Here is a 22,325-nt window from a genome sequence, read left to right on the forward strand (position 1 = left end):
CCCCAACCCCTCTCCCGGAGGGAGAGGGGCTTCAGACGACAAAACAAACAACCGGAACATCCCCATGCAAGCCAACATCGTCATACTGCCGGGTGACGGCATCGGCCCCGAGATCACCGTCGCCGCGGTGGACGTGCTCAAGGCCATCGCCGCGCGCTTCGGCCATGACTTCACTTTCGCCGAACACGACATCGGCGGCATCGCCATCGACAACCATGGCGAACCGCTGCCGGCCGCCACGCTCGAAGCCTGCAGCAAGGCCGACGCCGTGCTGCTCGGCGCGGTCGGCGGGCCCAAGTGGTCCGACCCCAACGCCAAGGTGCGCCCGGAACAGGGCCTGCTGGCCATCCGCAAGGCGCTGGGCCTGTTCGCCAACCTGCGCCCGGTGCGCACCCACCCGGCCGCGCTGCACGCCTCGCCGATCAAGCCCGAGCTGCTCGCCGACGTCGACTTCGTGGTCGTGCGCGAGCTCACCGGCGGCATCTACTTCGGCGACAAGACCCGCGACGCCGACAGCGCCAGCGACCTGTGCCGCTACACCGTGGCCGAGATCGAGCGCGTGCTGCGCAGCGCCTTCCGCCTGGCGCAGCAGCGCCGCGGCAAGCTGACCTCGGTGGACAAGGCCAACGTGCTGGAGACCTCGCGGCTGTGGCGCGACGTCGCCGCGCGCATCGGCCGCGAGGAATTCCCGGACGTGGAACTTGAACACCAGCTGGTCGATTCCATGGCCATGCACCTGATCGCCAAGCCGCGCGCCTACGACGTGATCGTCACCGAGAACATGTTCGGCGACATCCTCACCGACGAGGCCTCGATGCTGGCCGGTTCGCTGGGCCTGCTCCCTTCCGCCTCGCTGGGCGAGCAGGGCAAGGTCGGCATCTTCGAGCCCATCCACGGCTCGGCGCCGGACATCGCCGGCAAGGGCATCGCCAACCCCTACGCCACCATCCTCAGCGCGGCCATGCTGCTGCGCCACTCGCTGGGGCTGGAGGACGAAGCCGCCGCCGTCGAACAGGCGGTGGCCGCCGCGCTGGACGACGGCCTGTTCACCGCCGACCTCGCCGCGCAGGGGCGAGCGCTTTCCACATCCCAGGCGGCGCAGGCGGTTCTCGCCCGCCTGCAATGACTCCATGACGCGGCCTACGGGCCGCGTTTTCGTTCCGGCTGTCCTTTTGCTGTCCCTTCCCCACCTTCAGGAGGAATGCCCTTGAACCACCGTAGTCCCGATGAGTTCCTGGCCTACGTCGCCAACCGCGACCCTTACCAGCCCGAGTTCCTGCAGGCGGTCAAGGAAGTCACCCACAGTCTCTGGCCGTTCCTGCAGCAGCACCCGCAGTACGCGCGGCATGGCCTGCTCGAGCGGCTGGTGGAACCGGAACGGGTCATCCAGTTCCGCGTGGCCTGGGCCGACGACAGCGGCCGCACCCACGTCAACCGCGCCTTCCGCGTGCAGCACAGCTCGGCCATCGGCCCGTTCAAGGGCGGCATGCGCTTCCACCCCTCGGTGAACCTGTCGATCCTGAAGTTCCTGGCCTTCGAGCAGACCTTCAAGAACGCCCTGACCACCCTGCCCATGGGCGGCGGCAAGGGCGGCGCGGACTTCGACCCCAAGGGCAAGAGCGAGGGCGAGGTGATGCGCTTCTGCCAGGCGCTGATGCTGGAGCTGTACCGCCACCTCGGCCCGGACACCGACGTACCGGCCGGCGACATCGGCGTGGGCGCGCGCGAGGTCGGCTTCATGGCCGGCATGATGAAGAAACTCAGCAACGACGCCGCCTGCGTATTCACCGGCAAGGGCCTGGCCTACGGCGGCAGCCTGATGCGCCCGGAAGCCACCGGCTACGGCACCGTCTACTTCGTCGAACAGATGCTGCACCACGCTCGCCGCGAAACCCATGGCGCCAGGGTGCTGATCTCCGGCTCCGGCAACGTCGCCCAGTTCGCCGCGCTCAAGGCCGCCGAACTCGGCGGCAAGGTACTCACCTTCTCCGACTCCGGCGGCACCCTCTACGCCCGCGACGGCTTCGACGAACAGGCCATGCAGGACGTGATGGCGCTGAAGAACGAACGCCGCGGCCGCCTGTCCGAACTGGCCGGCGACAAACGCTTCGAGTTCCTCGAAGGCCGCCGCCCCTGGCACATCCCCGCCGACATCGCCCTGCCCTGCGCCACCCAGAACGAACTGGACGAGACCGACGCCCGCACCCTCGTGCACAACGGCGCCCTGTGCGTGGCCGAAGGCGCCAACATGCCCTCCACCCTGGAAGCGGTGGACGTCTTCCTGCAGGCCGGCACCCTCTACGCCCCCGGCAAGGCCAGCAACGCCGGCGGCGTCGCCACCTCCGGCCTGGAAATGAGCCAGAACGCATTGCGCCTGTCCTGGCGCCACGCCGACGTGGACGAACGCCTGCACGTGATCATGAAGGAGATCCACGCCAACTGCGTGCAGCACGGCAAGCGCGCCGACGGCAGCGTCAACTACGTGGATGGCGCGAATATCGCGGGGTTCGTGAAGGTGGCGGATGCGATGTTGGCGCAGGGGTTGTATTGAAGAGTTCATTCGTCCCTTCTTCCGTCTGGAGGAAGGGACACTGCCGGCACCCGGTCCAAGCAACTCATCCCGTCAAGGGTTTAGGCGCTTGCGTTATGCGGAAGATCTCGGGGTGTAACCGATATGGCCGCAAACGCGCGGTGTTTACCGTCGGCCTCGGAGGCACACCACACCCCTCACTCCTTCCAAGCTACTGATATCTCTGGCATCACCACATCTTCACATTAGCCCCAGAAAGCGGGACACTTGGGGCAACGCCGCGATTAGGCGGCCGAATAGGCGTTAGGGGTCAAGGAATGACAATGCGAGCCGAAAGCACCGAGAAATGGCAGCACATCCGCAGCAAGGGCATCTTGAGATTTGTTGTTTTCAGAGGAGTCCTTGGTTGGGGCCTGGGCGCGGCCACCCTATTCATCCTGATCCAGTGGCTAATGGGTGGCGCGAGGGGAGTCCCTAAAACTTGGGCAACTTGGTTTGTCGTCTTCCCGATTGCGGGCATCCTTTGGGGCGTATTTATGTGGCTGTTCCTTAGCCGCAAATTTCGGTAGGAGGACGCTCGGCAATGACTCCTAACAATTCATTCAAGCCGACGCCGCTTTGCAGCGCGGATTAACTATGGCGTTAGGCCCTTGATTACCTCCTTTCACTGCTCAACGTGCGGCATCGTGATCGCCAGCGATCTGGCGCCGCTTCCTGTTGGCGTTTCCCTCAACCTGAAGGACGGAGAGGATCTATTCTCCACCGGTTACTTTGTGGTCTCGGACGGAGAGTTTGAGCCTGAGTGTGACGGTGACTTTCTGGTCAATCTCAAAGATCTTCAGCGCACTCAGCACCATCCGGACAGCGCAAGGCTCAATGGGTGCTGCGGTCTCGATGGTTTGGACGGTTTCAACTTACTGTGCTCCAACGGTCACGAGATCGGCACAGAGCGCAGTGATTGTTGGCTCCCTCATCATGCCGTCTTGGCTTGCAGCAAGGTCAGCGGGCCTAACAATTCGTTCAAGGCGGACGGCTTCGCCGCCGCTTAACTCCAGCGTTAGCCATCACAGGGGGACTTTACATGGCACATGAAGTAAGCGCGAAGATTCACACCAAGGTTGTCGCCCACAAAGATCTTGAAGTTGTGGTTAAGAGCAGCAGCGCCGGCAAGCTTGGTACGTTGCTGATAAGCAAAGGCAACATTGAGTGGCTGCCTCGGGGGAATTCCGTCAATAAAAAGCGCATGACCTGGGCCGCTTTTGCAAAGCTCATCGAGGGACAAGGCAAGACCGCGAAGGTCAAAAAGGCGGTAAAGAAAGCTGCCAAGAACGCCGTACCCACTGCCAAGTGATGGCTAACAATTCATTCAAGCCGACGTCGCTTCGCGGTTCGACTTTCAGGCGTTAGATCTCAGGAGAAACTTGCGTTGACCACAGAAGAAGAGAAAGCCGCTTCCGACAAGCTCATCAAGTTCTTGAATGAGAAGTGGGGAAATCGTGCTTGTCCTATGTGCAACAAGGGGCCTTGGGAGGTTCAAGGCAAGATCTTCCAGCTGAGCGAGTTCAGTGGCGGCGGCCTTATTGTCGGTGGCCCACTTATTCCTGTCGTCCCAGTTTCCTGCTCGAACTGCGGCCATACCGTTCTGGTAAACGCCCTAATCTCCGGAGCACTCCAGAAGCCTGCCGAAACGCAGGAGAAGCCCAATGTCTGACAACATCAAGGCTTCTACAGGCTTCGAAATACTTCTTCCAAAGTCCGTACAGGCCCTGCCCGTTCCATGTAATGAGTGGGATGTGCTCCGTTCAAAGATCGAACAACTCACCACGGAGCCTTGGCTCTTTCATACTGTCGGCTCCGTCTTTGTCGGCGCGTCATTGGCAACAGTTATCTCCATCTGGACGGGTGCGGTCTCAACGCAAAATGCACCAAACGCGCTAGTCGTTGCCTGGGCAGTGACTGCGGCGACCGGCCTTGTCGGCTTGGCCTGCTTGTTCTTTGCCAATAAAGAGCGCAAAACCCATAGGGAGCGCGCCAGCGATATCGCTACGCAAATGCGGCTTATAGAGCAGAGGTTCGAGCGTGCTGAGGTCTAACAAGTCCTTCAAGCCGACGCCGCGTCGCGGCGCGCCTTAAGTCCAGTGTTAGCCTGCACAAAACTTCATGACTCCACAATTCGAATTCCAAGCGTGCTGGAAAGAGGAATTGGTGTGCACGTACTCTGACGGGTCATTTTCCCTTGAAATGCCTATGGAAGTTGCCTCGGTTTTTCTCCCGCCCCTTGCTCAGTGGCCAAGTAAAGCCTCAGAGTGGGCCAAAGATATGTGGCCTTCACTCCATGCACAGCTGAGTCAATGGTGTGTGGCGCACAGTTTTCCGCTGTACGTTGATGAATCGGCCAATGTCTGGTGATCCCGGGCGACGGCCTAATAATTCATTCAAGCCGACGCCGCTTCGCGGCGCGCCTTTCAGGTGTTAGCCATCATGACCAAAGATCATCGGATCTCCATTGATCAATCAATACTCATCCTAGGGCAAGGACATTTCGTAAGATCAGTTGCGATCCCTCTTTCCGAAGAGATGGAGGAATTGGCATCAATATTTGACGACACCGATGAAGATGATCATTTTGAGATAAGTGCGCGCTCCACTCCTCAGGCATTCCTCACAGAGCTAGGCGGCCTTGCTGCTGTTGGTGTTTTTCTTGGCACATGGGCCGCAAAGACCGCTCTAGATGAAATATACAAAGCTGCAATCCGACCTCGCATCATAAAGGTAATTGAGAATTTCGTTAATGAATCACAGGACGGGAAATACTACTCCACGGCAATCTCAGCCAAGAGCCGATCAGACAAGAACACGATTCTTGTAATTTCCATTGGTCGCACCATCGAAGAAATTGAATCATGCAACGACCTTGTACCGGAGGCATTTGAAATTGGTATAAGTGAAATCGCCGCTCATCCGGATGGCACCATCCGCTCTTACGTCATTGAAGATGGCGTGATCAGATTTGGGGGGTGCTATCGTTCAAGGCTCGCTGCCCTTAATGCCCTTGCAAAAGCAATGACTCCGATTGGGCCAATCAGATCCATCCGCAATGATAGCTAACAATTCATTCGAGCCGACGCCACTTCGTGGCGCGGCTTAATTCAGGCGTTAGAACCCTTGGGAGGGGGCATGGCAACCAAACCGAAGAAGGCCACGAAATCAGCGAAGGCCACGAAGAGGCCGGGGCCTGCAGCGGGCCGCAAACAAGTGTCTGCTGCGGATCTACCAAAAAAGCCAATCGAAGAATGTATCAATGTAGCCAGGCCTATCCACGAGATGTACGCGGGACAACCTGCGACTTGGGATGAGCTTGCGACCGCTGCCGGCCTTGGTGCAAGAAGCAACAACACTAAATACGCGATCTGGAGCGCTCAGGCTTACGATCTACTAATCAAATCTGGAGACAAGTACTCGCTATCGGAGACAGCGAGGAAGATCCTCGCGCCAAATTATCCGGAAGAAAGAATTGAGGGGATTGTCAAGGCCATAACGGTCCCTACCGTCTTTAGCAAGTTTTACTCCGAATACAATGGCAAGCTTCTACCTCAAGATGATTTTCTACTCAACATCTTGGAGAACAGGTACGACGTACCACGGGAGCGCGCCGAAGAAGCGAAAGACGTAATTCTTGCGAATGCACGATTCGCTGGAATCATGTCAGAGCACGGTGACGGAAAGCGCTTGATCAGACTCGACTCTGCACCGAAGTCGTCAGCAAATGCGCTGCTGAGCCCTAGTGCAGATCCGGTGATTGGAGAGGTAGAGAACCCACAGGATATCTCCACAGGAAAAGCACTTGGCAGTGCGAACGTCTGCTTTTATATCACGCCAATCGGGGACGATGGCTCGGAGGTGAGGAAGCACGCAGATCTGCTTCTGAAGCACCTAATTGAGCCCGCTTTTAGCGAGTTCGAAGTGAAGGTGATACGAGCCGACAAGATTGAGAAATCCGGCCTCATCACTCAGCAGATATTCGAGCATCTGGCTTTTAGCAAGTACTGCGTTGCCGACCTCTCATTCGGCAATCCGAACGCCTTCTACGAGCTTGGAATACGTCACATGACGAAGCTGCCAACAATACAGATAATTAGGCGAGGCGATAAAATTCCCTTCGATGTTTCGCAGGGCAGGACTATCTCGATAGACATGTCCGATATTTATACAATCATAGAAAAGGTGGAGTCAGCCCGGCGCGAACTTGTAGAACATATAAGAAGCTATTCAGGCGGTGAGAAGGGCCGCAGTGATGACAACCCTGTTGCTATCTACATGCCAAACCTAAACGTCAGGCTGAGCGGTTCCAGCTAGCGGGTTCTAATAATTCGCTCAAGCCGACGCTGCTTCACGGCGCGGCTTAGTTCAGGCGTTAGATCACTTATGGAGCAGTGTCGTGCCCTATTCCGCTACGGTTCTTTGCGTTCTAATCGCATCTCCATCTGATGTTACAGGTGAACGGCAAGCCATTGCAGAAACCCTTCATGAGTGGAACTCGCTTAATTCGCAATCTACTGGCTATGTTCTCCTGCCCGTAATGTGGGAATCGCACAGCGCACCTGCAATGGGTGATCGCCCACAAGAAATAATCAACAGGCAAGTGGTTCGCGACTGCGACATGTTGATCGGGGCCTTCTGGACAAGGCTGGGATCGCCCACTGGCGTCGAGGAAAGTGGAACAGTCGAAGAGATTCGGTGGTTCTTAAAGCAAAACAAGCCTGTAATGCTCTATTACTCAAAGCAACAAGTAGACCTCGATCGCATTGATACAGCCCAGATTGAGAAATTAAAGCAATTTAAGGCTTCGATACGGGATAAAGGAATTCAATCTGAATATTCTTCCATTCCCGAGCTTAAACAAGTTCTTCTTCGTCACCTAACGATTGTCATGCGGGACATCTCTGTCACCCCGAAAGTCGACGCAAAGACGGTTCGTGAAGCCAAAGCATCAAACGCAGATAGTGACATCAAGAGACCCGTCGCAAAAGCCAAACCAAAGGCAAAAGACGAAATATGGCTTGAGGATTACACAGAAAAAGCATTCGCAGTTCGAGGCGACACCACAGAGTACATTGATGAACTTAAATCATTTAATGGCAAGTGGATTTCACTCCGGACGGGGGGCAAAGGTTGGGTGTTCTCCAAGCGCCGCCTCGAGGATGTTGCTGCTGTCCTAAAGATAAAGCCTGTGCTGGTTCAGGCTGAGTGATCTAACAATTCATTCAAGCCGACGCCACTTCGTGGCGCGGCTTAACTCAAGCGTTTGGCCTTGGGCTTATATGCAACAGATGCCGTGGGCGGCGTTGTCGCCCACGGCATGAAGCAAGCTATTCCTCAGCAGCAATCACTATGCCGCGTCGAGTGACTATCACCCGCGCGTTCTGGCCGACTTTGAGGCCTGCGGCCTCCAGCCAATCGCCGCACAGTCGCAGGTAGGGCACCTGCCGGGTCTTGAAGCGGCGGTCCTTTTCCTTGGCTCGGCTCTCGTAGTACTGGCAGCCGACTTTCAGGATGCGCGACGTAAACCGGGGTTCGGTCTGTTCGATCATGACGATCTCCTAGTATTCGTTGAATGATCAACTTTGCCTCCTGTTGAGAGAGGCGGCCGGGTGCTTCAACACGGTACTAGGTCCGCCCGCAGATTTTCCCTTTCGGGTGTTGTATAGCTGCGCGCCGCCCGGCCATAGGCGTTAACCATGGCATAAATAAAGCCGCATGGCTTTCGGGCGCGGCGACCGCCTAGTAAAGGTGTGTTGAGCACCTGTGGCGATCTGATCACCGCACCCAGGCGAGGTCAACGTCAGGCAATCCCCCGCAGCCGCCCCAGGGTTACCCGATCCCGCTGCTCCAGGTCCTGCACGGTTGCCACTTCGTCGAAGCCGCCCTGCTCCAGCAGCGCGCGGATGGCCGGGCCCTGGTCCCAGCCGTGTTCGAGCAGCAGCCAGCCGCCGGGGACGAGGTGGTCGGGGGCGCCGGCGATGATTTCGCGGATGGCGTCCAGGCCGTCGGCGCCGGAGGCCAGGGCCGGGGGCGGTTCGAAGCGCAGGTCGCCCTGCTGCAGGTGCGGGTCGCCGGCGGCGATGTAGGGCGGGTTGCTGACGATCAGGTCGAAGCGGTCCGCGCCCAGCGCGGCGTACCAGTGGCCGCGGCGGAACCAGACATTGTCCAGGCCGTGGGCCTGGGCGTTCTTCACCGCCACCGCCAGGGTGGGGCCGAGCAGGTCGGTGGCCATCACCGTGGCCAGCGGGCGTTCGCTGGCGATGGACAGGGCGATGGCGCCGCTGCCGGTGCCCAGGTCGGCGACGCGCGCCATGTGGTCGGGCGTCAGCCGCGCCAGCGCCTGTTCCACCAGCAGCTCGGTCTCCGGGCGCGGGATCAGGGTGGCGGTGTTGACCTGCAGGTCCAGGGTCCAGAAGCCGCGGCGGCCGGTGAGGTAAGCCAGCGGGTGGCCTTGGGCGCGGCGCTGCAGCAGCAGTTCGAAGCGCTGGCGGGCGTCGTCGTCCACCGGGTCGGTGGCGTGGGCGAACAGCCAGGCGCGGTCCACGCCCAGTACGTGCAACAGCAGCTGTTCGGCCTCGTGCCGGGCGTCCTCGCCGGGCAGCGTGGCAGCGCCTTCCCGCAACAGCTCGGCAACCTTCGGGCTGGACACTTCACTACCTCTTCGCGGGACGTTTCCGGGACCGGGAGGATAGTCACCCGGCCTGTCGCTGCCTACCGCGGTGGCGCCGGCCGGGATCGAGCCTGCCTATGCCTGCCCGTTCAGTTTGGCGGGCGCGGCGGCTTGGAAAGCCGGAAAAGCGCCCGATATCGGGGGTCAGGGCCTGCCCGGCGGGCTGAATCAATAGCCAATATCTATTGATTCGATGCATTCAATTCATTTGTTTTATTAGGCACTGCCTATTAGCCTGTGCTCCACGGTTCACCACCCGTCCCTTCAACCAAGAGGAAGTTCCATGTCCCTTATCAACACCCAGGTCCAGCCGTTCAAGGTCAACGCCTTCCACAACGGCAAGTTCATCGAAGTCACCGAGGAAAGCCTGAAGGGCAAGTGGTCGGTACTGATCTTCATGCCGGCGGCCTTCACCTTCAATTGCCCGACCGAGATCGAGGACGCGGCCGAGCATTACGCCGAGTTCCAGAAGGCGGGCACCGAGGTCTACATCGTCACCACCGACACCCACTTCTCGCACAAGGTGTGGCACGAGACCTCGCCGGCCGTGGGCAAGGCCAAGTTCCCGCTGATCGGCGACCCGACCCACCAGCTGACCAACGCCTTCGGCGTGCACATTCCGGAAGAAGGCCTGGCCCTGCGCGGCACCTTCGTGATCAACCCGGAAGGCGTGATCAAGACCATGGAGATCCACTCCAACGAGATCGCCCGTGACGTGTCCGAGACCCTGCGCAAGCTGAAGGCCGCCCAGTTCACCGCCGCGCACCCGAACGAAGTGTGCCCGGCCAAGTGGAAGGAAGGCGAAAAGACCCTGACCCCGTCGCTGGACCTGGTCGGCAAGATCTAAAAGCGAGAAACGAGTGGAGAGGAGTGAGGAACGAGATAGAGCCTCACTCCCTCTGCTCCCCTGTAGGAGCGCACCTTGGTGCGCGATGGGATTTCCCGGTAGTGCTTCATCGCGCACCAAGGTGCGCTCCTACGGTTCCTCCACCCCGTGGTGTGGAGGTGAACCGAAGCCGCGTCGAGCCAGCCCGCTCGTCGCCCGCCAGACGCGGCTCCGGTTCACCCCTACTTTCCCGGCGCGTTGCCTGCCGCAACCGCGCCCTCCCCCCGTTTTGCCTCGAACAAGGAGTTGCGCCGTGCTCGACGACACCCTCAAGACCCAGTTGCAGCAGTACATGGGCCTGCTGCGCCAGCCGCTGCGCCTGGTGGCCTCGCTCGACAACAGCGCCGCCAGCGGCGAGATGCGCGGCCTGCTGGACGACATCGTCGCCGCCGGCAACGGCAAGATCACCCTGGACGCCTCGGGCACCGATGCGCGCAGGCCCTCGTTCGTGATCGCCCGCGAAGGCGAGAGCCACGGCGTGCGCTTCGCCGGCCTGCCGCTGGGCCACGAGTTCGAATCGCTGGTGCTGGCGCTGCTGTGGACCGGCGGCCACCCGCCGAAGGTGGCGCAGGAGGTGATCGACAGCATCAAGGCGGTGGACGGCGAGTTCGCCTTCGAGGTGTACATGTCGCTGACCTGCCACAACTGCCCGGACGTGGTGCAGGCGCTGGCGCTGATGGCCATCCTCAACCCGAAGATCAGCACCACGGTGATCGAGGGCGGCGCGTTCCAGCAGGAAGTGGAACAGCGCCAGGTGATGGCGGTGCCGATGGTGTTCCAGGGCGGGGAGATGTTCGATTCCGGGCGCATGACGCTGGAGCAGATCGTCGCCAGGCTGGACACCGGCGCGGCGGCGCGCGATGCGCAGAAGATCAACGCCAAGGACCCGTTCGACGTGCTGGTGGTGGGCGGTGGCCCGGCCGGCGCGGCGGCGGCGATCTACGCCGCGCGCAAGGGCATCCGCACCGGCGTGGCGGCCGAGCGCTTCGGCGGCCAGGTGCTGGATACGCTGGCCATCGAAAACTTCATTTCGGTGCAGCACACCGAAGGCCCGAAGCTGGCCGCGGCGCTGGAACAGCACGTGCGCGAGTACGAGGTGGACATCATGAACCTGCAGCGCGCCACCCGGCTGGTGCCGGCCGGTGCCGATGGCCTGGTGGAAGTGCAGCTGGAGAACGGTGCGTCGCTGAAGTCGAAGTCGGTGATTCTTTCCACCGGCGCGCGCTGGCGGCAGATGAACGTCCCGGGCGAGAACGAATACCGCAACAAGGGCGTGGCCTATTGCCCGCACTGCGACGGCCCGCTGTTCAAGGGCAAGCGCGTGGCGGTGATCGGTGGCGGCAATTCCGGCATCGAGGCGGCCATCGACCTGGCCGGCATCGTCAGCCATGTCACCGTGTTCGAGTTCGACAGCAAGCTGCGCGCCGACCAGGTGCTGCAGGCCAAGCTCAACAGCCTGCCCAACGTGAAGGTGGTGCTCAACGCGCAGACCACCGAGGTGCTGGGCGATGGCCAGAAGGTGACCGGCCTGGTCTACACCGACCGCGTCGGCGGCGATTCGCACCGGGTGGAACTGGAAGGCATTTTCGTGCAGATCGGCCTGCTGCCGAACACCGAGTGGCTGCGCGGCACGGTGGACCTGAGTGGGCGCGGCGAGATCGTCATCGACGAACGCGGCCAGACCAGCGTGCCGGGCGTGTTCGCCGCCGGCGACTGCACCACGGTGCCGTACAAGCAGATCATCATCGCCATGGGCGCCGGCTCCACCGCCGCGCTGAGCGCCTTCGACCACCTGATCCGCACGTCGGCGCCGCAGCCGGTGGCGGTGGCGGCCGAAACCGCCTGACGCTTGAGCCCCTCTCCCTCGGGGGTGAGAGGGGCAGCTTGCGAACCCTTGGTTCGCTGCCCCTCGAACGCCCTTGCGCCAGCGCAAGGGCCGGGGCGCGAAGCGGGGGTTGGGGTGAGGGCAAGGGCGAAGCCCCGCAATATCAGGCTGCACGCAGCTTCGCCCGTACCCTCATCCGCCCCTACGGGGCACCTGCATGCGGCACATCCCTGTGCCGCACCCTCCGGGCGGCTTCGCCGTGCAGCCTGGCTATCCTGCCAAGCCGTCTCCCGGGGAGAAGGAAAAAACGTTCCGAGGCCGAAATGAACCTGCGTGACCTCAAGTACCTGGTGGCGCTGGCCGAGCACAAGCACTTCGGCCGGGCCGCGGCGGCCTGCTTCGTCAGCCAGCCCACGCTCTCCACCCAGATCAGGAAGCTGGAGGAAGAGCTGGGCGTGCCGCTGGTGGAGCGCGCGCCGCGCAAGGTGATGCTGACCCCGGCCGGGCGCGAGGCGGCGGCGCGTGCGCGCGGCATCGTCGCCGAGGTCGAGCAGATGAAGGAGGCCGCGCGCCGCAGCCGCGACCCCGAGGCCGGCACGGTGCGGCTGGGCATCTTCCCCACGCTGGGGCCGTACCTGCTGCCGCACGTGGTGCCGGCGATCCGCGAGCGTTTCCCGCAGCTGGAACTGCTGCTGGTGGAGGAAAAGAGCGACGTGCTGCTGACCCAGCTGCGCAACGGCCAGCTCGACGCCGCGCTGCTGGCGCTGCCGCTGCACGACGAACAGCTGCACGCCGAATTCCTGTTCGAGGAACCGTTCGTGCTGGCCGCGCCGGAAAGCCACCCGCTGGCCGCGCACGCGACGCTGGGCATGGGCGACCTGGCCGACCAGCGCCTGCTGCTGCTGCAGGACGGCCACTGCCTGCGCGACCAGGCGCTGGACGTCTGCCACCTGGCCGGCGCGCTGGAGAAATCCGAATTCCAGGCCACCAGCCTGGAAACGCTGCGGCAGATGGTGGCGGCCAATGTCGGCGTCACCCTGCTGCCGATGCTGGCGGTGAAACCGCCGGTCGCGCGCTCGGAAAACATCCGCCTGCTCAGCTTCACCGGCGAGGACGCGCCCAGCCGGCGCATTGCCATGGTCTGGCGCCGCAGCTCGGCCATGGGCGATTTCCTGCAGCAGCTGGCGGGCATTTTCCAGCGCCTGCCGCCGGATCTGCTGGCCTTGTAACGCGCCTTGCCCCCGCTGCGCCGGGGGCGCGTACGGACGCCTGAACCGGGGCCACCGGCGCATTGCATCCCCGCCGCCCCGCCCCCATGATCGGGGTGGGTCGCATCCGTTCCACATTCCCAGCACAATAGGCCCGGGCGGTGCCGGCTTGGCGCCGCCTTTTGCTTGTCTCTCAACAATTGCAGGAGTTTTTCCATGCCGACCAACAGCGGCCTGCCCCCATCGATCATCGTCTCCAGCCGCGACATGGCCCGCCTCGAGGCCATGCTCGATTCCCCGGCCCTGAGCCGGCACCCGGCCGCCGTCGCCCTGTCCCAGGAGCTCGAACGCGCGCAGGTGCTGCCGCCGGAGGAAATCCCCGCAGGCATCGTCACCATGCACTCGCGCGTGGACTGCGTGGACGAACTGCACGACGAACAGCATTCCCTGACCCTGGTCTATCCGCACGAGGCGGATTTCGACAAGGGCCGCGTCTCGGTGCTCGCGCCGGTCGGCAGTGCCCTGCTGGGCCTGGCCGTCGGCCAGACCATCGACTGGACCGCCCCCGGTGGCCGCCAGCTGCGCCTGCGCGTGACCGCCGTCCACTACCAGCCCGAAGCCGCGGGCGATTTCCACCGCTGAGCGCCGCGCGCCGGCCCCGTACCAGGAATTCCGCAATGACCCGATCCAAGCTCGCCCAGCTGCGTGACCTGTCCGTCGTCGTCGCCGACACCGGCGACTACGAGGCCATCAAGCGCCTGCGCCCGGTCGACTGCACCACCAACCCGACGCTGGTGAAGAAGGCGCTCGACCTGCCGGTCTACGCCGGGCTGATCGAGCGCGAGCTGGAATGGGGCCGCGCCCAACCCGGCGACCGCGCCGAGGTCGCCAAGGCCGTGGTCGACCGCCTGACCATCGGCGTGGGCACGATGCTGGCCGAACTGGTGCCGGGCCGCGTCTCCACCGAGGTCGATGCCGACCAGGCCCACGACACCGCCGCCACCATTGCCAAGGCGCGCCAGTTCATCGCCATGTACGAAGCGGCCGGCGTGCCGCGCGACAAGGTGCTGATCAAGATCGCCGCCACCTGGGCCGGCGTGGAAGCCACGCGCGTGCTGCAGGCCGAGGGCATCGACTGCAACCTGACCCTGATCTTCAACCCGACCCAGGCGCTGGCCTGCTCGGAAGCCGGCGCGTTCCTGATCTCGCCGTTCGTCGGCCGCATCCTGGACTGGTACGTAGCCAACGGCCAGGCGCCGGCCAGCATCGACGAAGACCCGGGCGTGAAGTTCGTGCGCGGCGTATACGCCGAGTTCAAGCGCCGCGGTTCGCCGACGGTGGTGATGGGCGCTTCGTTCCGCTCGACCGCGCAGATCGAGGCGCTGGCCGGCTGCGACCGCCTGACCATCTCGCCGGACCTGCTGGAAAAGCTCGACACCGATATGGGCGAGCTGCCGCGCAAGCTCTCGCCGCAGCCGGCCGAGGAAGTCAACGTCGCGGCGATCGATGAAGCGAAGTTCGATGCCGACATGGCCGCCGACCCGATGGCGACGGAGAAGCTGGCTACCGGCATCGACGCCTTCGCCAAAGACCTGCAGGCGCTGCGCCAGCGCATTGCCGACGAACTGGCTGCCTGATCTTCGTAGGAGCGCACCTTGGTGCGCGGCAGGCTTCACCGGCAAAGCCCCATCGCGCACCAAGGTGCGCTCCTACAGGCGTTCCGGCGATGGCCCGGCGGATGTCTGGCCGCGAAGGCGCATGCGGGGCAAGCCCGCGCATCTACGACGCTGGGGGCTTCAGAATCCTGAGCTCCAGCCCAGCCTACAGCGCGTCGCCGACGAGCTGGCAGGCTGACCTTCGCAGGAGCGCACCTTGGTGCGCGGCAGGCTTCACCGGCAAAGCCCCATCGCGCACCAAGGTGCGCTCCTACAGGCGTTCCGGCGATGGCCCCGCGGATGTCTGGCCGCGAGTGCGCATGCGGGGCAAGCCCCGCATCTACGTCGCCGGCTTCAGAAAATCCCCAGTTCCAATCCCGCCGCCAGCAGCGCGCCCAGGTCGCGGCCGCGCGCCAGCTCCGTTTCCGGCAGCACTTTCCGCGCGGCGATCGCCTCCGGCGTCTGTGCGTGGGTGGAGACCAGCACCGGTTCGGCTACTTCGCGCAGGCGCAGACCGGTGGCGATGCGGCGCAGCTGGGCGATGGTCGGCTGTCCGTCCGAGCCGGCGCAGACCACCAGCGCATACGGTTTTCCCTCGCAGCGGCCCAGCAGCGGGTAGTAGCTGCGGTCGAAGAAGTCCTTCATCGCGCCGCTGATCGAGGCCAGCGTCTCCGGCGTGGCGAACACCACCGCATCGGCGGCCAGCACGTCGTCGGCGCCGGCCTCGGCCGCGCGCAGCAGGCGCACGTCCAGCGCGTCGCCGGCGTTCCCGCGCGCGGCGGAGGCGACCGCTTCGGCCATCGCCCGGGTGGCGCCGGTGAAGCCGTGCCACACCACCAGCAACCGCCGTGGCGCGGCGCCGGTCACCTCAGGCGTCCAGCCCGATCGGGCAGCTCACGCCGGTGCCGCCGATGCCGCAGTAGCCGTTCGGGTTCTTGGCCAGGTACTGCTGGTGGTAGTCCTCGGCGTAATAGAACGGCGGCGCCGGGAACAGGATCTCGGTGGTGATGTCGCCGTAGCCGGCGGCATTCAACTGCTGCTGGTAGGCATCGCGGCTGGCGATGGCGGCATCGAACTGCGCCTGCGTATGGCAGTACAGCGCCGAGCGGTACTGGGTGCCGGTATCGTTGCCCTGGCGCATGCCCTGGGTGGGATCGTGGCTTTCCCAGAAGGTGCGCAGCACCGCGTCCAGCGCGACCTGCGCCGGGTCGAACACCACGCGCACCACCTCGGTATGGCCGGTGAGCCCGGAACAGACTTCCTCGTAGGTCGGGTTGGGGGTGACGCCGCCTTGGTAGCCGACCGCCGTGGTCACCACGCCCGGCAACTGCCAGAACTTGCGTTCGGCGCCCCAGAAGCAGCCCAGCCCCACGTCCAGCACCTGCAGGCCGGCGAAATCGCCGCGCAGCGGCTGGCCGTTGACGTAATGCACGTTGTGCAGCGGCAGCGGCGCCTCGCGCCCCGGCAACGCTTCTTCCGGCCGCGGCAGGCGCTGCTTGAACGCGCCGATGCCCAGCAGCCCTTGTCCGATACCCAGCATGATCCGCTCCTCAGGCCGGCAGCAGTCCCGGCGCTTGCTCATCGTCACAGATGGGGCCGGCCGCGTCGTCGTCCAAGCCCAGCGCGGCCACGATGTCGTCGGCCTCCGGTTTGGCCGCGTCCGGCACGCAGACCCGCAGCAGGCCGAACAGCGGCAGTTCGCCGCCAGCGCCCAGCAGCGATTCGCCGAACACGAAGGCGGGGATGCCGGCGTCCTCCAGCGCGTGCCTGACCAGGTGGGCGTCGAACAGGTTGCTTGTCTGGTAGATCAGTTGCATGGCGTTCTCCGTGAAAACGGCCGGCGTCAGGCCGGGCGGCACAGCGCGTCGGTGGCGGCCACGCGCTCGCTTTCCTGTTCGGCCGCCTGGCGCCACTGCCGCAGTGCCGGCAGGGCGAACAGCGCCTGCATGTAGGCCGCGGCGGTGTCGTCCACCGTCACGCCATAGCCATCGAAGCGGATCGCGACCGGCGCGAACATGGCATCGACGATGCCGAATCCGCCGAACAGGAAATCGCCGCCGGCGCCGTGGTCGCGGCGCAGCCCCCGCCACAGCGCCTGCACGCGGTCGATGTCGCGCTGCGCGGCGGCGTCCCAGCGGTAGGCATCGGGCCGGCGGCGGCTGTTCATCGGCAGCTGGGTGCGCAGCGCGATGAAGCCGGAGTGCATTTCCGCCGCCGCGGCGCGGGCCAGCGCGCGCCGGTGCAGGTCGGCCGGCCAGCCGTTGCCGTCCAGCCAGCGCTCGTTGGCGTATTCGCAGATCGCCAGCGAGTCCCAGACCGCCAGCGCGCCATCGCGCAGGGCCGGCACCTTGCCGGTGGGCGAATGGCGCAGGGCCTGGGCGGCGAAGTCCGGCGCGTCCAGCGCCAGCCGCACCTCGTCGAACTCGACGCCGAACTGGCGCAGCAGCAGCCAGGGGCGCAGGGACCAGGAGGAGTAGTTCCTGTTGCCGATCACCAGGACGGGGCGGTTCATGGGCGCAACCTGCGGGCGGGGCGTCCAGCATAGCGCCGGTCCGGCAGCCGGCGCCGGGCTCGGCTAAACTTGCGTTCTTTCAATACGCTGCGCCCCCATGTCCGAGAACACGCCTGCTGCCGATACCACGCCGGAGAACGCCCCTGCCGAGAAAAGGGACTTCATCCGCCAGATCGTCCGCGAGGACCTGGCCAGCGGCAAGCACACCGCGATCAAGACCCGCTTCCCGCCCGAGCCCAACGGCTACCTGCACATCGGCCACGCCAAGTCGATCTGCCTGAACTTCGGCATCGCCGGTGAGTTCGGCGGCGTGTGCAACCTGCGCTTCGACGACACCAACCCGGCCAAGGAAGACCCGGAATACGTGGCGGCGATCCAGGACGACGTGCGCTGGCTGGGCTTCGAATGGCACGAGCTGCGCCACGCCTCGGACTATTTCGAGGCCTACTACCTGGGCGCGCAGAAGCTGATCCGCGAGGGCAAGGCCTATGTCTGCGACCTGTCGGCCGAGGAAGTGCGCGCCTACCGCGGCACCCTGACCGAGCCGGGCCGCCCCTCGCCGTACCGCGAGCGCAGCGTCGAGGAGAACCTGGACCTGTTCGCGCGCATGCGCGCCGGCGAGTTCGCCGACGGCGCCCGCACCCTGCGCGCCAAGATCGACATGGCCAGCGGCAACATCAACCTGCGCGACCCGGCGCTCTACCGCATCAAGCACGTCGAGCACCAGAACACCGGCAACGCCTGGCCGATCTACCCGATGTACGACTACGCGCACGCGCTGGGCGACGCGCTGGAAGGCATCACCCATTCGCTGTGCACGCTGGAGTTCGAGGACCACCGCCCGTTGTACGACTGGTGCGTGGACAACGTCGACTTCGCCCACGACGACGCGCTGACCCAGCCGCTGGCCGACAAGGGCCTGCCGCGCGAGGCGGCCAAGCCGCGCCAGATCGAGTTCTCGCGGCTGAACATCAACTACACGGTGATGAGCAAGCGCAAGCTGATGGCGCTGGTCACCGAGCAGCTGGTGGACGGCTGGGACGACCCGCGCATGCCGACCCTGCAGGGCCTGCGCCGCCGCGGCTACACGCCGTCGGCGATGCGCCTGTTCGCCGAGCGCGTGGGCATTTCCAAGCAGAACTCGCTGATCGATTTCAGCGTGCTGGAAGGCGCGCTGCGCGAGGACCTGGACAGCGCCGCGCCGCGCCGCATGGCGGTGATCGAGCCGCTGAAGTTCGTGCTGGCCAACCTGCCCGAAGGCCACGAGGAAACGCTGACCTTCAGCAACCACCCCAAGGACGAATCCTTCGGCGAGCGCCAGGTGCCGTTCTCGCGCGAACTGTGGATCGAGCGCGAGGATTTCGCCGAAGTCCCGCCCAAGGGCTGGAAGCGCCTGGTGCCGGGCGGCGAAGTGCGCCTGCGCGGCGCCGGCATCGCCCGCGTCGACGAGGTGGTGAAGAACGAGGCCGGCGAGATCGTCGAGCTGCGCGGCTGGCTGGACCCGGAATCGCGCCCGGGCATGGAGGGCGCCAACCGCAAGGTCAAGGGCACCATCCACTGGGTCAGCGCCAAGCATGCGGTGGAGGCCGAAATCCGCCTGTACGACCGCCTGTTCTCGGTGCCGAACCCGGACGACGAAGCCGAAGGCAAGACCTACCGCGATTACCTGAACCCGGAATCGCGCAGGGTGGTCACCGGCTACGTGGAGCCGGCCGCGGCCAGCGCCGTGCCGGAGCAGTCGTTCCAGTTCGAGCGCACCGGCTACTTCGTCGCCGACCGCCGCGACCACTGCGCGGACAAGCCGGTGTTCAACCGCAGCGTGACCCTGCGCGACACCTGGGCCGGCTGACCGCAGGGCGGCGGGCATGAAGCCCGCTGCCGCCCGTTCCATCGCAAGACGCCACGCCCGTGCCCGCCCTGCGGGCCGGGCCGCGCGGCTGTGCCCTGCACGGTCCGCACCGGCGCGCCGGGCTAGACTGGCCGCCGCATTCCCCTGTTCAACGCTCATGAGGCACCGCCCCGCATGCTGTACGCGCAAGTCCACCTGACCCTGCCGGCCTGGATCCACGAAGTCGTCGACACCCGCCGCGCCTACCCGGGCGACGACGCCAAGGTCGCGCTGGCGATCGAGCTGTCGCGGTTGAACGTGGACGCGCAGACCGGCGGTCCGTTCGGCGCGGTGGTGTTCGGGCCGGACGATCGTGTCATCGCCGCCGCGGTCAACCGCGTGGTGCCGCACTGCACTTCGCTGGCGCATGCCGAGAACATGGCCTACATGCTGGCGCAGCAGCGTCTGCAGACCCCGCGCCTGAACGACGCGCTGTCGCCGGTGACCCTGGCCACCTCCTCGCAGCCGTGCTGCCAGTGCTACGGCGCGACGATCTGGGCGGGCATCGACCGCCTGCTGATCGGCGCCAGCGCCGCCGACGTCGAAGAGCTGACCCCGTTCGACGAAGGCCCGCTGCCGGCCGACTGGGTCGGCGAACTGAACCGGCGCGGCATCGAGGTCGTGCAGGGCCTGCACCGCGACGCCGCCCGCGCGGTGCTGCGCCACTATGGCCAGAGCGACGGCGCGCGATACTGAGCTTTTATGCCCCTCTCCCTTGGGGAGAGGGGTTGGGGGTGAGGGTACGGGGCGAAGCCCTTCTGATGCCAAATTGCACCAGGCTTCGCCCGAACCCTCATCCGCCCCTCCGGGGCACCTCGCTCCGCGCCCCGGCCCGGCGCAGCGCGCCGGGCGTTCAGTCGTGTGCGAGCCTATGGCTCGCAGGCCACACGCCTTCACCCCAAAGAGAGAAGGGCTGCCTTCCGCTTGGCTTCATTTCAAGGAACTCATATGACCGGCCTGCTGTGCTACTGCCGCCAGGGCTTCGAGCCGGAACTGGCCGCCGAACTGACCGAGCGCGCCGGCCATGCCGGCATCGCCGGCTATGCGCGCACGCAGCGCAACGACGGCTACGTGGTGTTCGTCACTGACGAAGCCGCCGCGCTCGACCGCGCCCTGCCCTGGCGCGGGCTGATCTTCGCCCGGCAGAAGCTGCGCCTGCTGGCGGAATTGCCGCAACTGGACCCAAGCGACCGCATCAGCCCGATCATCGCCGCGCTGCAGGGCCAGCCGCGCTTCGGCGAGCTGTGGGTGGAACACCCCGATTCGGACGCGGGCAAGCCGCTGGCCGGGCTGGCGCGCAGTTTCGGCAACGCGCTGCGCCCGGCGCTGCGCAAGGCCGGCCTGCTCACCGACAAGGACAACGGCAGGCTGCCGCGGCTGCACGTGGTGTTCGTCGACGGCACCCATGCCTTCCTCGGCGCCGCCGACACCCGCGACAGCGCGCCGTGGGCGCTGGGCATCCCGCGCCTGAAACTGCTGCCCGAAGCGCCCTCGCGCTCGGCGCTGAAGCTGGACGAGGCGCTGCTGACCCTGCTCACGCCCGAGGAACGCGAGGCGCTGGTCAAGCCCGGCATGCGCGCGGCCGACCTCGGCGCCGCACCCGGCGGCTGGACCTGGGTGCTGACCCGCCAGCACCTGCGCGTCACCAGCATCGACAACGGCCCGCTGCGCCAGCACGTGCTCGACACCGGCCTGGTCGAGCACCTGCGCGCCGATGGCTTCCACTGGAAGCCGGAGACCGCGCTGGACTGGATGGTCTGCGACATGGTCGAACAGCCGCGCAAGGTGGCCGAGCGCATGGCCACCTGGCTGCGCGAAGGCTGGTGCCGGCACGCCATCTTCAACCTCAAACTGCCGATGAAGAAGCGCTGGGACGAGACCCGCCTGTGCCTGGACCTGTTCGCCGAGCAGGCCGGCAGGCCGCTGGACGTGCGCGCCAAGCAGCTCTATCACGACCGCGAGGAGATCACCGTGCTGGCGATGCCGGCGCGCGGTTGATCGCAGGTACGGGGCTCGCCCCGCACGGCGCATTGCCGGGAAGGCCGCGTGCGGGGCAAGCCCCGCACCTGCGGCGGTACGTCGTTGCTCTCGCAACCAGCGGCCATTCCCACGGCGCGGCTCTGGCACACTGCGGGCCTTCCCCGCATGGAGAGCGCCGCCATCGCCCGTCACGTCCTGTTGCGTCCTGCCGCCGCCACGCTGTGCCTGGCCCTGTGCGGCAATGCCATCGCCGCGCCTGACTTCCTCGCCCACGACCATGTCGGCGACGGTGTGTTCACCGCCGGCATCGAAGGCCCGGCCACCGGCCCGGACGGCGCGCTGTACGTGGTCAACTTCGGCCACGAGGGCACCATCGGCCGCGTCGATGCGGACGGCAGGGCCGCACTGTTCGTCACCCTGCCCGAAGGCAGCGTCGGCAACGGCATCCGTTTCGGCGCCGATGGCGCGATGTTCGTGGCCGACTACAAGGGCCATGCCGTGCTGCGCGTCGATCCGGCCACGCGCGCGGTGTCGGTGTTCGCGCGCCTGGACGGTGCGCACCAGCCCAACGACATCGCGCTGGCGCCGGACGGAACGCTGTACGCGAGCGATCCGGACTGGGCCAACCCGGACAACGGCCAGCTGTGGCGCATCGACCGCGACGGCAGCGCGCAGCGGCTGGAATCGGGCATGGGCACGACCAACGGCATCGAGGTCAGCCCGGACGGGCGCCGCCTGTACGTCAACGAGAGCGTGCAGCGCAACGTCTGGGTGTACGACCGCGATGCCGACGGCGCGCTGTCGAACAAGCGCCTGCTGATCCGCTTCGACGCGCACGGCATGGACGGCATGCGCTGCGACGCCGACGGCAACCTGTACATCGCCCGCTACGATGCGGGCGTCGTCGCCATCGTCTCGCCCGACGGCGAACTGCTGCGCGAGGTGCCGCTCAAGGGCCGCAAGCCGACCAACGTGGCCTTCGGCGGCGCCGATGGCCGGCAGGTGTTCGTGACGCTGCAGGACCGCGGCGCCGTGGAGACCTTCCGCACTGACCGTCCGGGACGTGAATACGGGCACTGAGGCCGGATCGCCGGCCCGGCGCGCGGCGTCTCAATCCGCGCAACCGCGA

At 65.1% G+C, this 22,325-nt stretch carries 24 protein-coding genes; 18 read left to right on the forward strand and 6 right to left on the reverse strand.

Features of this window, described 5'->3' with window-relative positions:
* The first annotated feature begins 64 nt into the window (after positions 1-64).
* The 9 genes from leuB to ABTV91_RS16605 all read left to right on the forward strand — a co-directional run bounded on the left by leuB (position 65) and on the right by ABTV91_RS16605 (position 7,781).
* Positions 65-1,126 (forward strand): 3-isopropylmalate dehydrogenase, encoded by a 1,062-nt coding sequence (gene leuB / locus ABTV91_RS16565; RefSeq protein ID WP_433852409.1) that lies wholly within the window; start codon positions 65-67, stop codon positions 1,124-1,126.
* Positions 1,127-1,201: 75 nt separating this feature from the next.
* On the forward strand, positions 1,202-2,551 hold the full coding sequence (gdhA, locus tag ABTV91_RS16570; protein ID WP_433852410.1) for an NADP-specific glutamate dehydrogenase: 1,350 nt from the start codon (positions 1,202-1,204) through the stop codon (positions 2,549-2,551).
* Between the two features lie 665 nt (positions 2,552-3,216).
* Complete coding sequence (locus ABTV91_RS16575; RefSeq protein ID WP_433852411.1) at positions 3,217-3,579, forward strand: hypothetical protein; 363 nt, start codon at positions 3,217-3,219, stop codon at positions 3,577-3,579.
* 32 nt (positions 3,580-3,611) lie between these two features.
* A complete protein-coding gene (locus tag ABTV91_RS16580) occupies positions 3,612-3,881 on the forward strand; it encodes a hypothetical protein (RefSeq protein ID WP_433852412.1) in 270 nt (89 codons plus the stop codon).
* A 75-nt stretch (positions 3,882-3,956) separates the two neighbouring features.
* Positions 3,957-4,241, forward strand: a complete 285-nt coding sequence (locus ABTV91_RS16585) for a hypothetical protein (protein ID WP_433852413.1) — start codon at positions 3,957-3,959, stop codon at positions 4,239-4,241.
* Positions 4,234-4,623: a hypothetical protein gene (locus ABTV91_RS16590; RefSeq protein WP_433852414.1), complete on the forward strand. Its 390-nt coding sequence runs from the start codon at positions 4,234-4,236 to the stop codon at positions 4,621-4,623. The genes ABTV91_RS16585 and ABTV91_RS16590 overlap by 8 nt, the downstream gene beginning before the upstream one ends.
* Positions 4,624-5,011: 388 nt before the next feature.
* Positions 5,012-5,638: a hypothetical protein gene (locus tag ABTV91_RS16595; RefSeq protein ID WP_433852415.1), complete on the forward strand. Its 627-nt coding sequence runs from the start codon at positions 5,012-5,014 to the stop codon at positions 5,636-5,638.
* 69 nt (positions 5,639-5,707) lie between these two features.
* Entirely contained in the window at positions 5,708-6,886 is a 1,179-nt protein-coding gene (locus tag ABTV91_RS16600) for a hypothetical protein (protein ID WP_433852416.1), read from the forward strand.
* Between the two features lie 82 nt (positions 6,887-6,968).
* Positions 6,969-7,781, forward strand: coding sequence for a DUF4062 domain-containing protein (locus tag ABTV91_RS16605; protein ID WP_433852417.1), 813 nt, complete (start codon positions 6,969-6,971; stop codon positions 7,779-7,781).
* A 118-nt stretch (positions 7,782-7,899) separates the two neighbouring features.
* Here the strand turns inward: ABTV91_RS16605 and ABTV91_RS16610 are convergent, their stop codons facing one another.
* Together ABTV91_RS16610 and prmC are read right to left on the reverse strand one after the other, a co-directional pair.
* Complete coding sequence (locus tag ABTV91_RS16610; protein WP_433852418.1) at positions 7,900-8,121, reverse strand: SymE family type I addiction module toxin; 222 nt, start codon at positions 8,119-8,121, stop codon at positions 7,900-7,902.
* Positions 8,122-8,372: 251 nt separating this feature from the next.
* Positions 8,373-9,221 carry a peptide chain release factor N(5)-glutamine methyltransferase gene (gene prmC, locus ABTV91_RS16615; RefSeq protein ID WP_433852419.1) on the reverse strand — a complete coding sequence of 283 codons (849 nt, stop codon included), beginning with the start codon at positions 9,219-9,221 and terminating at the stop codon, positions 8,373-8,375.
* Between the two features lie 304 nt (positions 9,222-9,525).
* On the opposite strand from prmC, the gene ahpC reads away from it, so the two are divergent.
* The 5 genes from ahpC (at position 9,526) to ABTV91_RS16640 (ending at position 14,798) form a co-directional block, all read left to right on the forward strand.
* Positions 9,526-10,089 (forward strand): alkyl hydroperoxide reductase subunit C, encoded by a 564-nt coding sequence (ahpC, locus tag ABTV91_RS16620; RefSeq protein WP_153192478.1) that lies wholly within the window; start codon positions 9,526-9,528, stop codon positions 10,087-10,089.
* 292 nt (positions 10,090-10,381) lie between these two features.
* A complete protein-coding gene (gene ahpF / locus ABTV91_RS16625; RefSeq protein WP_433852420.1) occupies positions 10,382-11,974 on the forward strand; it encodes an alkyl hydroperoxide reductase subunit F in 1,593 nt (530 codons plus the stop codon).
* A gap of 302 nt (positions 11,975-12,276) precedes the next feature.
* Positions 12,277-13,182: a LysR substrate-binding domain-containing protein gene (locus ABTV91_RS16630; RefSeq protein ID WP_433852421.1), complete on the forward strand. Its 906-nt coding sequence runs from the start codon at positions 12,277-12,279 to the stop codon at positions 13,180-13,182.
* A 195-nt stretch (positions 13,183-13,377) separates the two neighbouring features.
* Positions 13,378-13,803 (forward strand): nucleoside diphosphate kinase regulator, encoded by a 426-nt coding sequence (gene rnk / locus ABTV91_RS16635; protein WP_433852422.1) that lies wholly within the window; start codon positions 13,378-13,380, stop codon positions 13,801-13,803.
* Positions 13,804-13,838: 35 nt separating this feature from the next.
* Positions 13,839-14,798 carry a transaldolase gene (locus tag ABTV91_RS16640; protein WP_433852423.1) on the forward strand — a complete coding sequence of 320 codons (960 nt, stop codon included), beginning with the start codon at positions 13,839-13,841 and terminating at the stop codon, positions 14,796-14,798.
* Positions 14,799-15,170: 372 nt separating this feature from the next.
* Here the strand turns inward: ABTV91_RS16640 and ABTV91_RS16645 are convergent, their stop codons facing one another.
* Genes ABTV91_RS16645 through ABTV91_RS16660 form a run of 4 tightly spaced genes read right to left on the reverse strand, consistent with a single transcriptional unit; the run spans position 15,171 to position 17,328 of the window.
* A complete protein-coding gene (locus ABTV91_RS16645; RefSeq protein WP_433852424.1) occupies positions 15,171-15,683 on the reverse strand; it encodes a flavodoxin family protein in 513 nt (170 codons plus the stop codon).
* 1 nt (position 15,684) lies between these two features.
* Positions 15,685-16,335: a peptide-methionine (S)-S-oxide reductase MsrA gene (gene msrA / locus ABTV91_RS16650; protein WP_433854213.1), complete on the reverse strand. Its 651-nt coding sequence runs from the start codon at positions 16,333-16,335 to the stop codon at positions 15,685-15,687.
* A gap of 31 nt (positions 16,336-16,366) precedes the next feature.
* Positions 16,367-16,633, reverse strand: coding sequence for a DUF2007 domain-containing protein (locus ABTV91_RS16655; protein WP_433852425.1), 267 nt, complete (start codon positions 16,631-16,633; stop codon positions 16,367-16,369).
* A 26-nt stretch (positions 16,634-16,659) separates the two neighbouring features.
* The gene (locus ABTV91_RS16660; RefSeq protein WP_433852426.1) at positions 16,660-17,328 is read right to left on the reverse strand and encodes a glutathione S-transferase; all 669 of its coding nucleotides are present in this window, start codon (positions 17,326-17,328) and stop codon (positions 16,660-16,662) included.
* A gap of 97 nt (positions 17,329-17,425) precedes the next feature.
* On the opposite strand from ABTV91_RS16660, the gene ABTV91_RS16665 reads away from it, so the two are divergent.
* The 4 genes from ABTV91_RS16665 (at position 17,426) to ABTV91_RS16680 (ending at position 22,276) form a co-directional block, all read left to right on the forward strand.
* Positions 17,426-19,177: a glutamine--tRNA ligase/YqeY domain fusion protein gene (locus ABTV91_RS16665; RefSeq protein WP_433852427.1), complete on the forward strand. Its 1,752-nt coding sequence runs from the start codon at positions 17,426-17,428 to the stop codon at positions 19,175-19,177.
* A 174-nt stretch (positions 19,178-19,351) separates the two neighbouring features.
* Entirely contained in the window at positions 19,352-19,912 is a 561-nt protein-coding gene (locus ABTV91_RS16670; RefSeq protein ID WP_433852428.1) for a nucleoside deaminase, read from the forward strand.
* Between the two features lie 252 nt (positions 19,913-20,164).
* Complete coding sequence (rlmM, locus tag ABTV91_RS16675; protein WP_433852429.1) at positions 20,165-21,214, forward strand: 23S rRNA (cytidine(2498)-2'-O)-methyltransferase RlmM; 1,050 nt, start codon at positions 20,165-20,167, stop codon at positions 21,212-21,214.
* Between the two features lie 147 nt (positions 21,215-21,361).
* Positions 21,362-22,276 carry an SMP-30/gluconolactonase/LRE family protein gene (locus ABTV91_RS16680; protein WP_433852430.1) on the forward strand — a complete coding sequence of 305 codons (915 nt, stop codon included), beginning with the start codon at positions 21,362-21,364 and terminating at the stop codon, positions 22,274-22,276.
* The last annotated feature ends 49 nt before the right edge of the window (positions 22,277-22,325 follow it).

This window comes from Stenotrophomonas nitritireducens, from assembly GCF_050984405.1.
GTDB classification, from domain to species: Bacteria; Pseudomonadota; Gammaproteobacteria; order Xanthomonadales; family Xanthomonadaceae; genus Stenotrophomonas; species Stenotrophomonas nitritireducens_B.

Excerpts from the sequence above, each read along its gene's own strand:
- ABTV91_RS16640 (WP_433852423.1), top strand. The coding sequence starts at position 13,839 with ATGACCCGATCCAAGCTCGCCCAGCTGCGTGACCTGTCCGTCGTCGTC.
- rnk (WP_433852422.1), top strand. The coding sequence starts at position 13,378 with ATGCCGACCAACAGCGGCCTGCCCCCATCGATCATCGTCTCCAGCCGC.
- ABTV91_RS16670 (WP_433852428.1), top strand. The coding sequence starts at position 19,352 with ATGCTGTACGCGCAAGTCCACCTGACCCTGCCGGCCTGGATCCACGAA.
- ABTV91_RS16665 (WP_433852427.1), top strand. The coding sequence starts at position 17,426 with ATGTCCGAGAACACGCCTGCTGCCGATACCACGCCGGAGAACGCCCCT.
- ABTV91_RS16655 (WP_433852425.1), bottom strand. The coding sequence starts at position 16,633 with ATGCAACTGATCTACCAGACAAGCAACCTGTTCGACGCCCACCTGGTC.
- ABTV91_RS16660 (WP_433852426.1), bottom strand. The coding sequence starts at position 17,328 with ATGAACCGCCCCGTCCTGGTGATCGGCAACAGGAACTACTCCTCCTGG.
- ABTV91_RS16595 (WP_433852415.1), top strand. The coding sequence starts at position 5,012 with ATGACCAAAGATCATCGGATCTCCATTGATCAATCAATACTCATCCTA.
- ABTV91_RS16630 (WP_433852421.1), top strand. The coding sequence starts at position 12,277 with ATGAACCTGCGTGACCTCAAGTACCTGGTGGCGCTGGCCGAGCACAAG.
- ahpC (WP_153192478.1), top strand. The coding sequence starts at position 9,526 with ATGTCCCTTATCAACACCCAGGTCCAGCCGTTCAAGGTCAACGCCTTC.
- ABTV91_RS16590 (WP_433852414.1), top strand. The coding sequence starts at position 4,234 with ATGTCTGACAACATCAAGGCTTCTACAGGCTTCGAAATACTTCTTCCA.
- ABTV91_RS16580 (WP_433852412.1), top strand. The coding sequence starts at position 3,612 with ATGGCACATGAAGTAAGCGCGAAGATTCACACCAAGGTTGTCGCCCAC.
- ABTV91_RS16600 (WP_433852416.1), top strand. The coding sequence starts at position 5,708 with ATGGCAACCAAACCGAAGAAGGCCACGAAATCAGCGAAGGCCACGAAG.
- gdhA (WP_433852410.1), top strand. The coding sequence starts at position 1,202 with ATGCCCTTGAACCACCGTAGTCCCGATGAGTTCCTGGCCTACGTCGCC.
- ABTV91_RS16610 (WP_433852418.1), bottom strand. The coding sequence starts at position 8,121 with ATGATCGAACAGACCGAACCCCGGTTTACGTCGCGCATCCTGAAAGTC.
- leuB (WP_433852409.1), top strand. The coding sequence starts at position 65 with ATGCAAGCCAACATCGTCATACTGCCGGGTGACGGCATCGGCCCCGAG.
- ABTV91_RS16680 (WP_433852430.1), top strand. The coding sequence starts at position 21,362 with ATGGAGAGCGCCGCCATCGCCCGTCACGTCCTGTTGCGTCCTGCCGCC.
- rlmM (WP_433852429.1), top strand. The coding sequence starts at position 20,165 with ATGACCGGCCTGCTGTGCTACTGCCGCCAGGGCTTCGAGCCGGAACTG.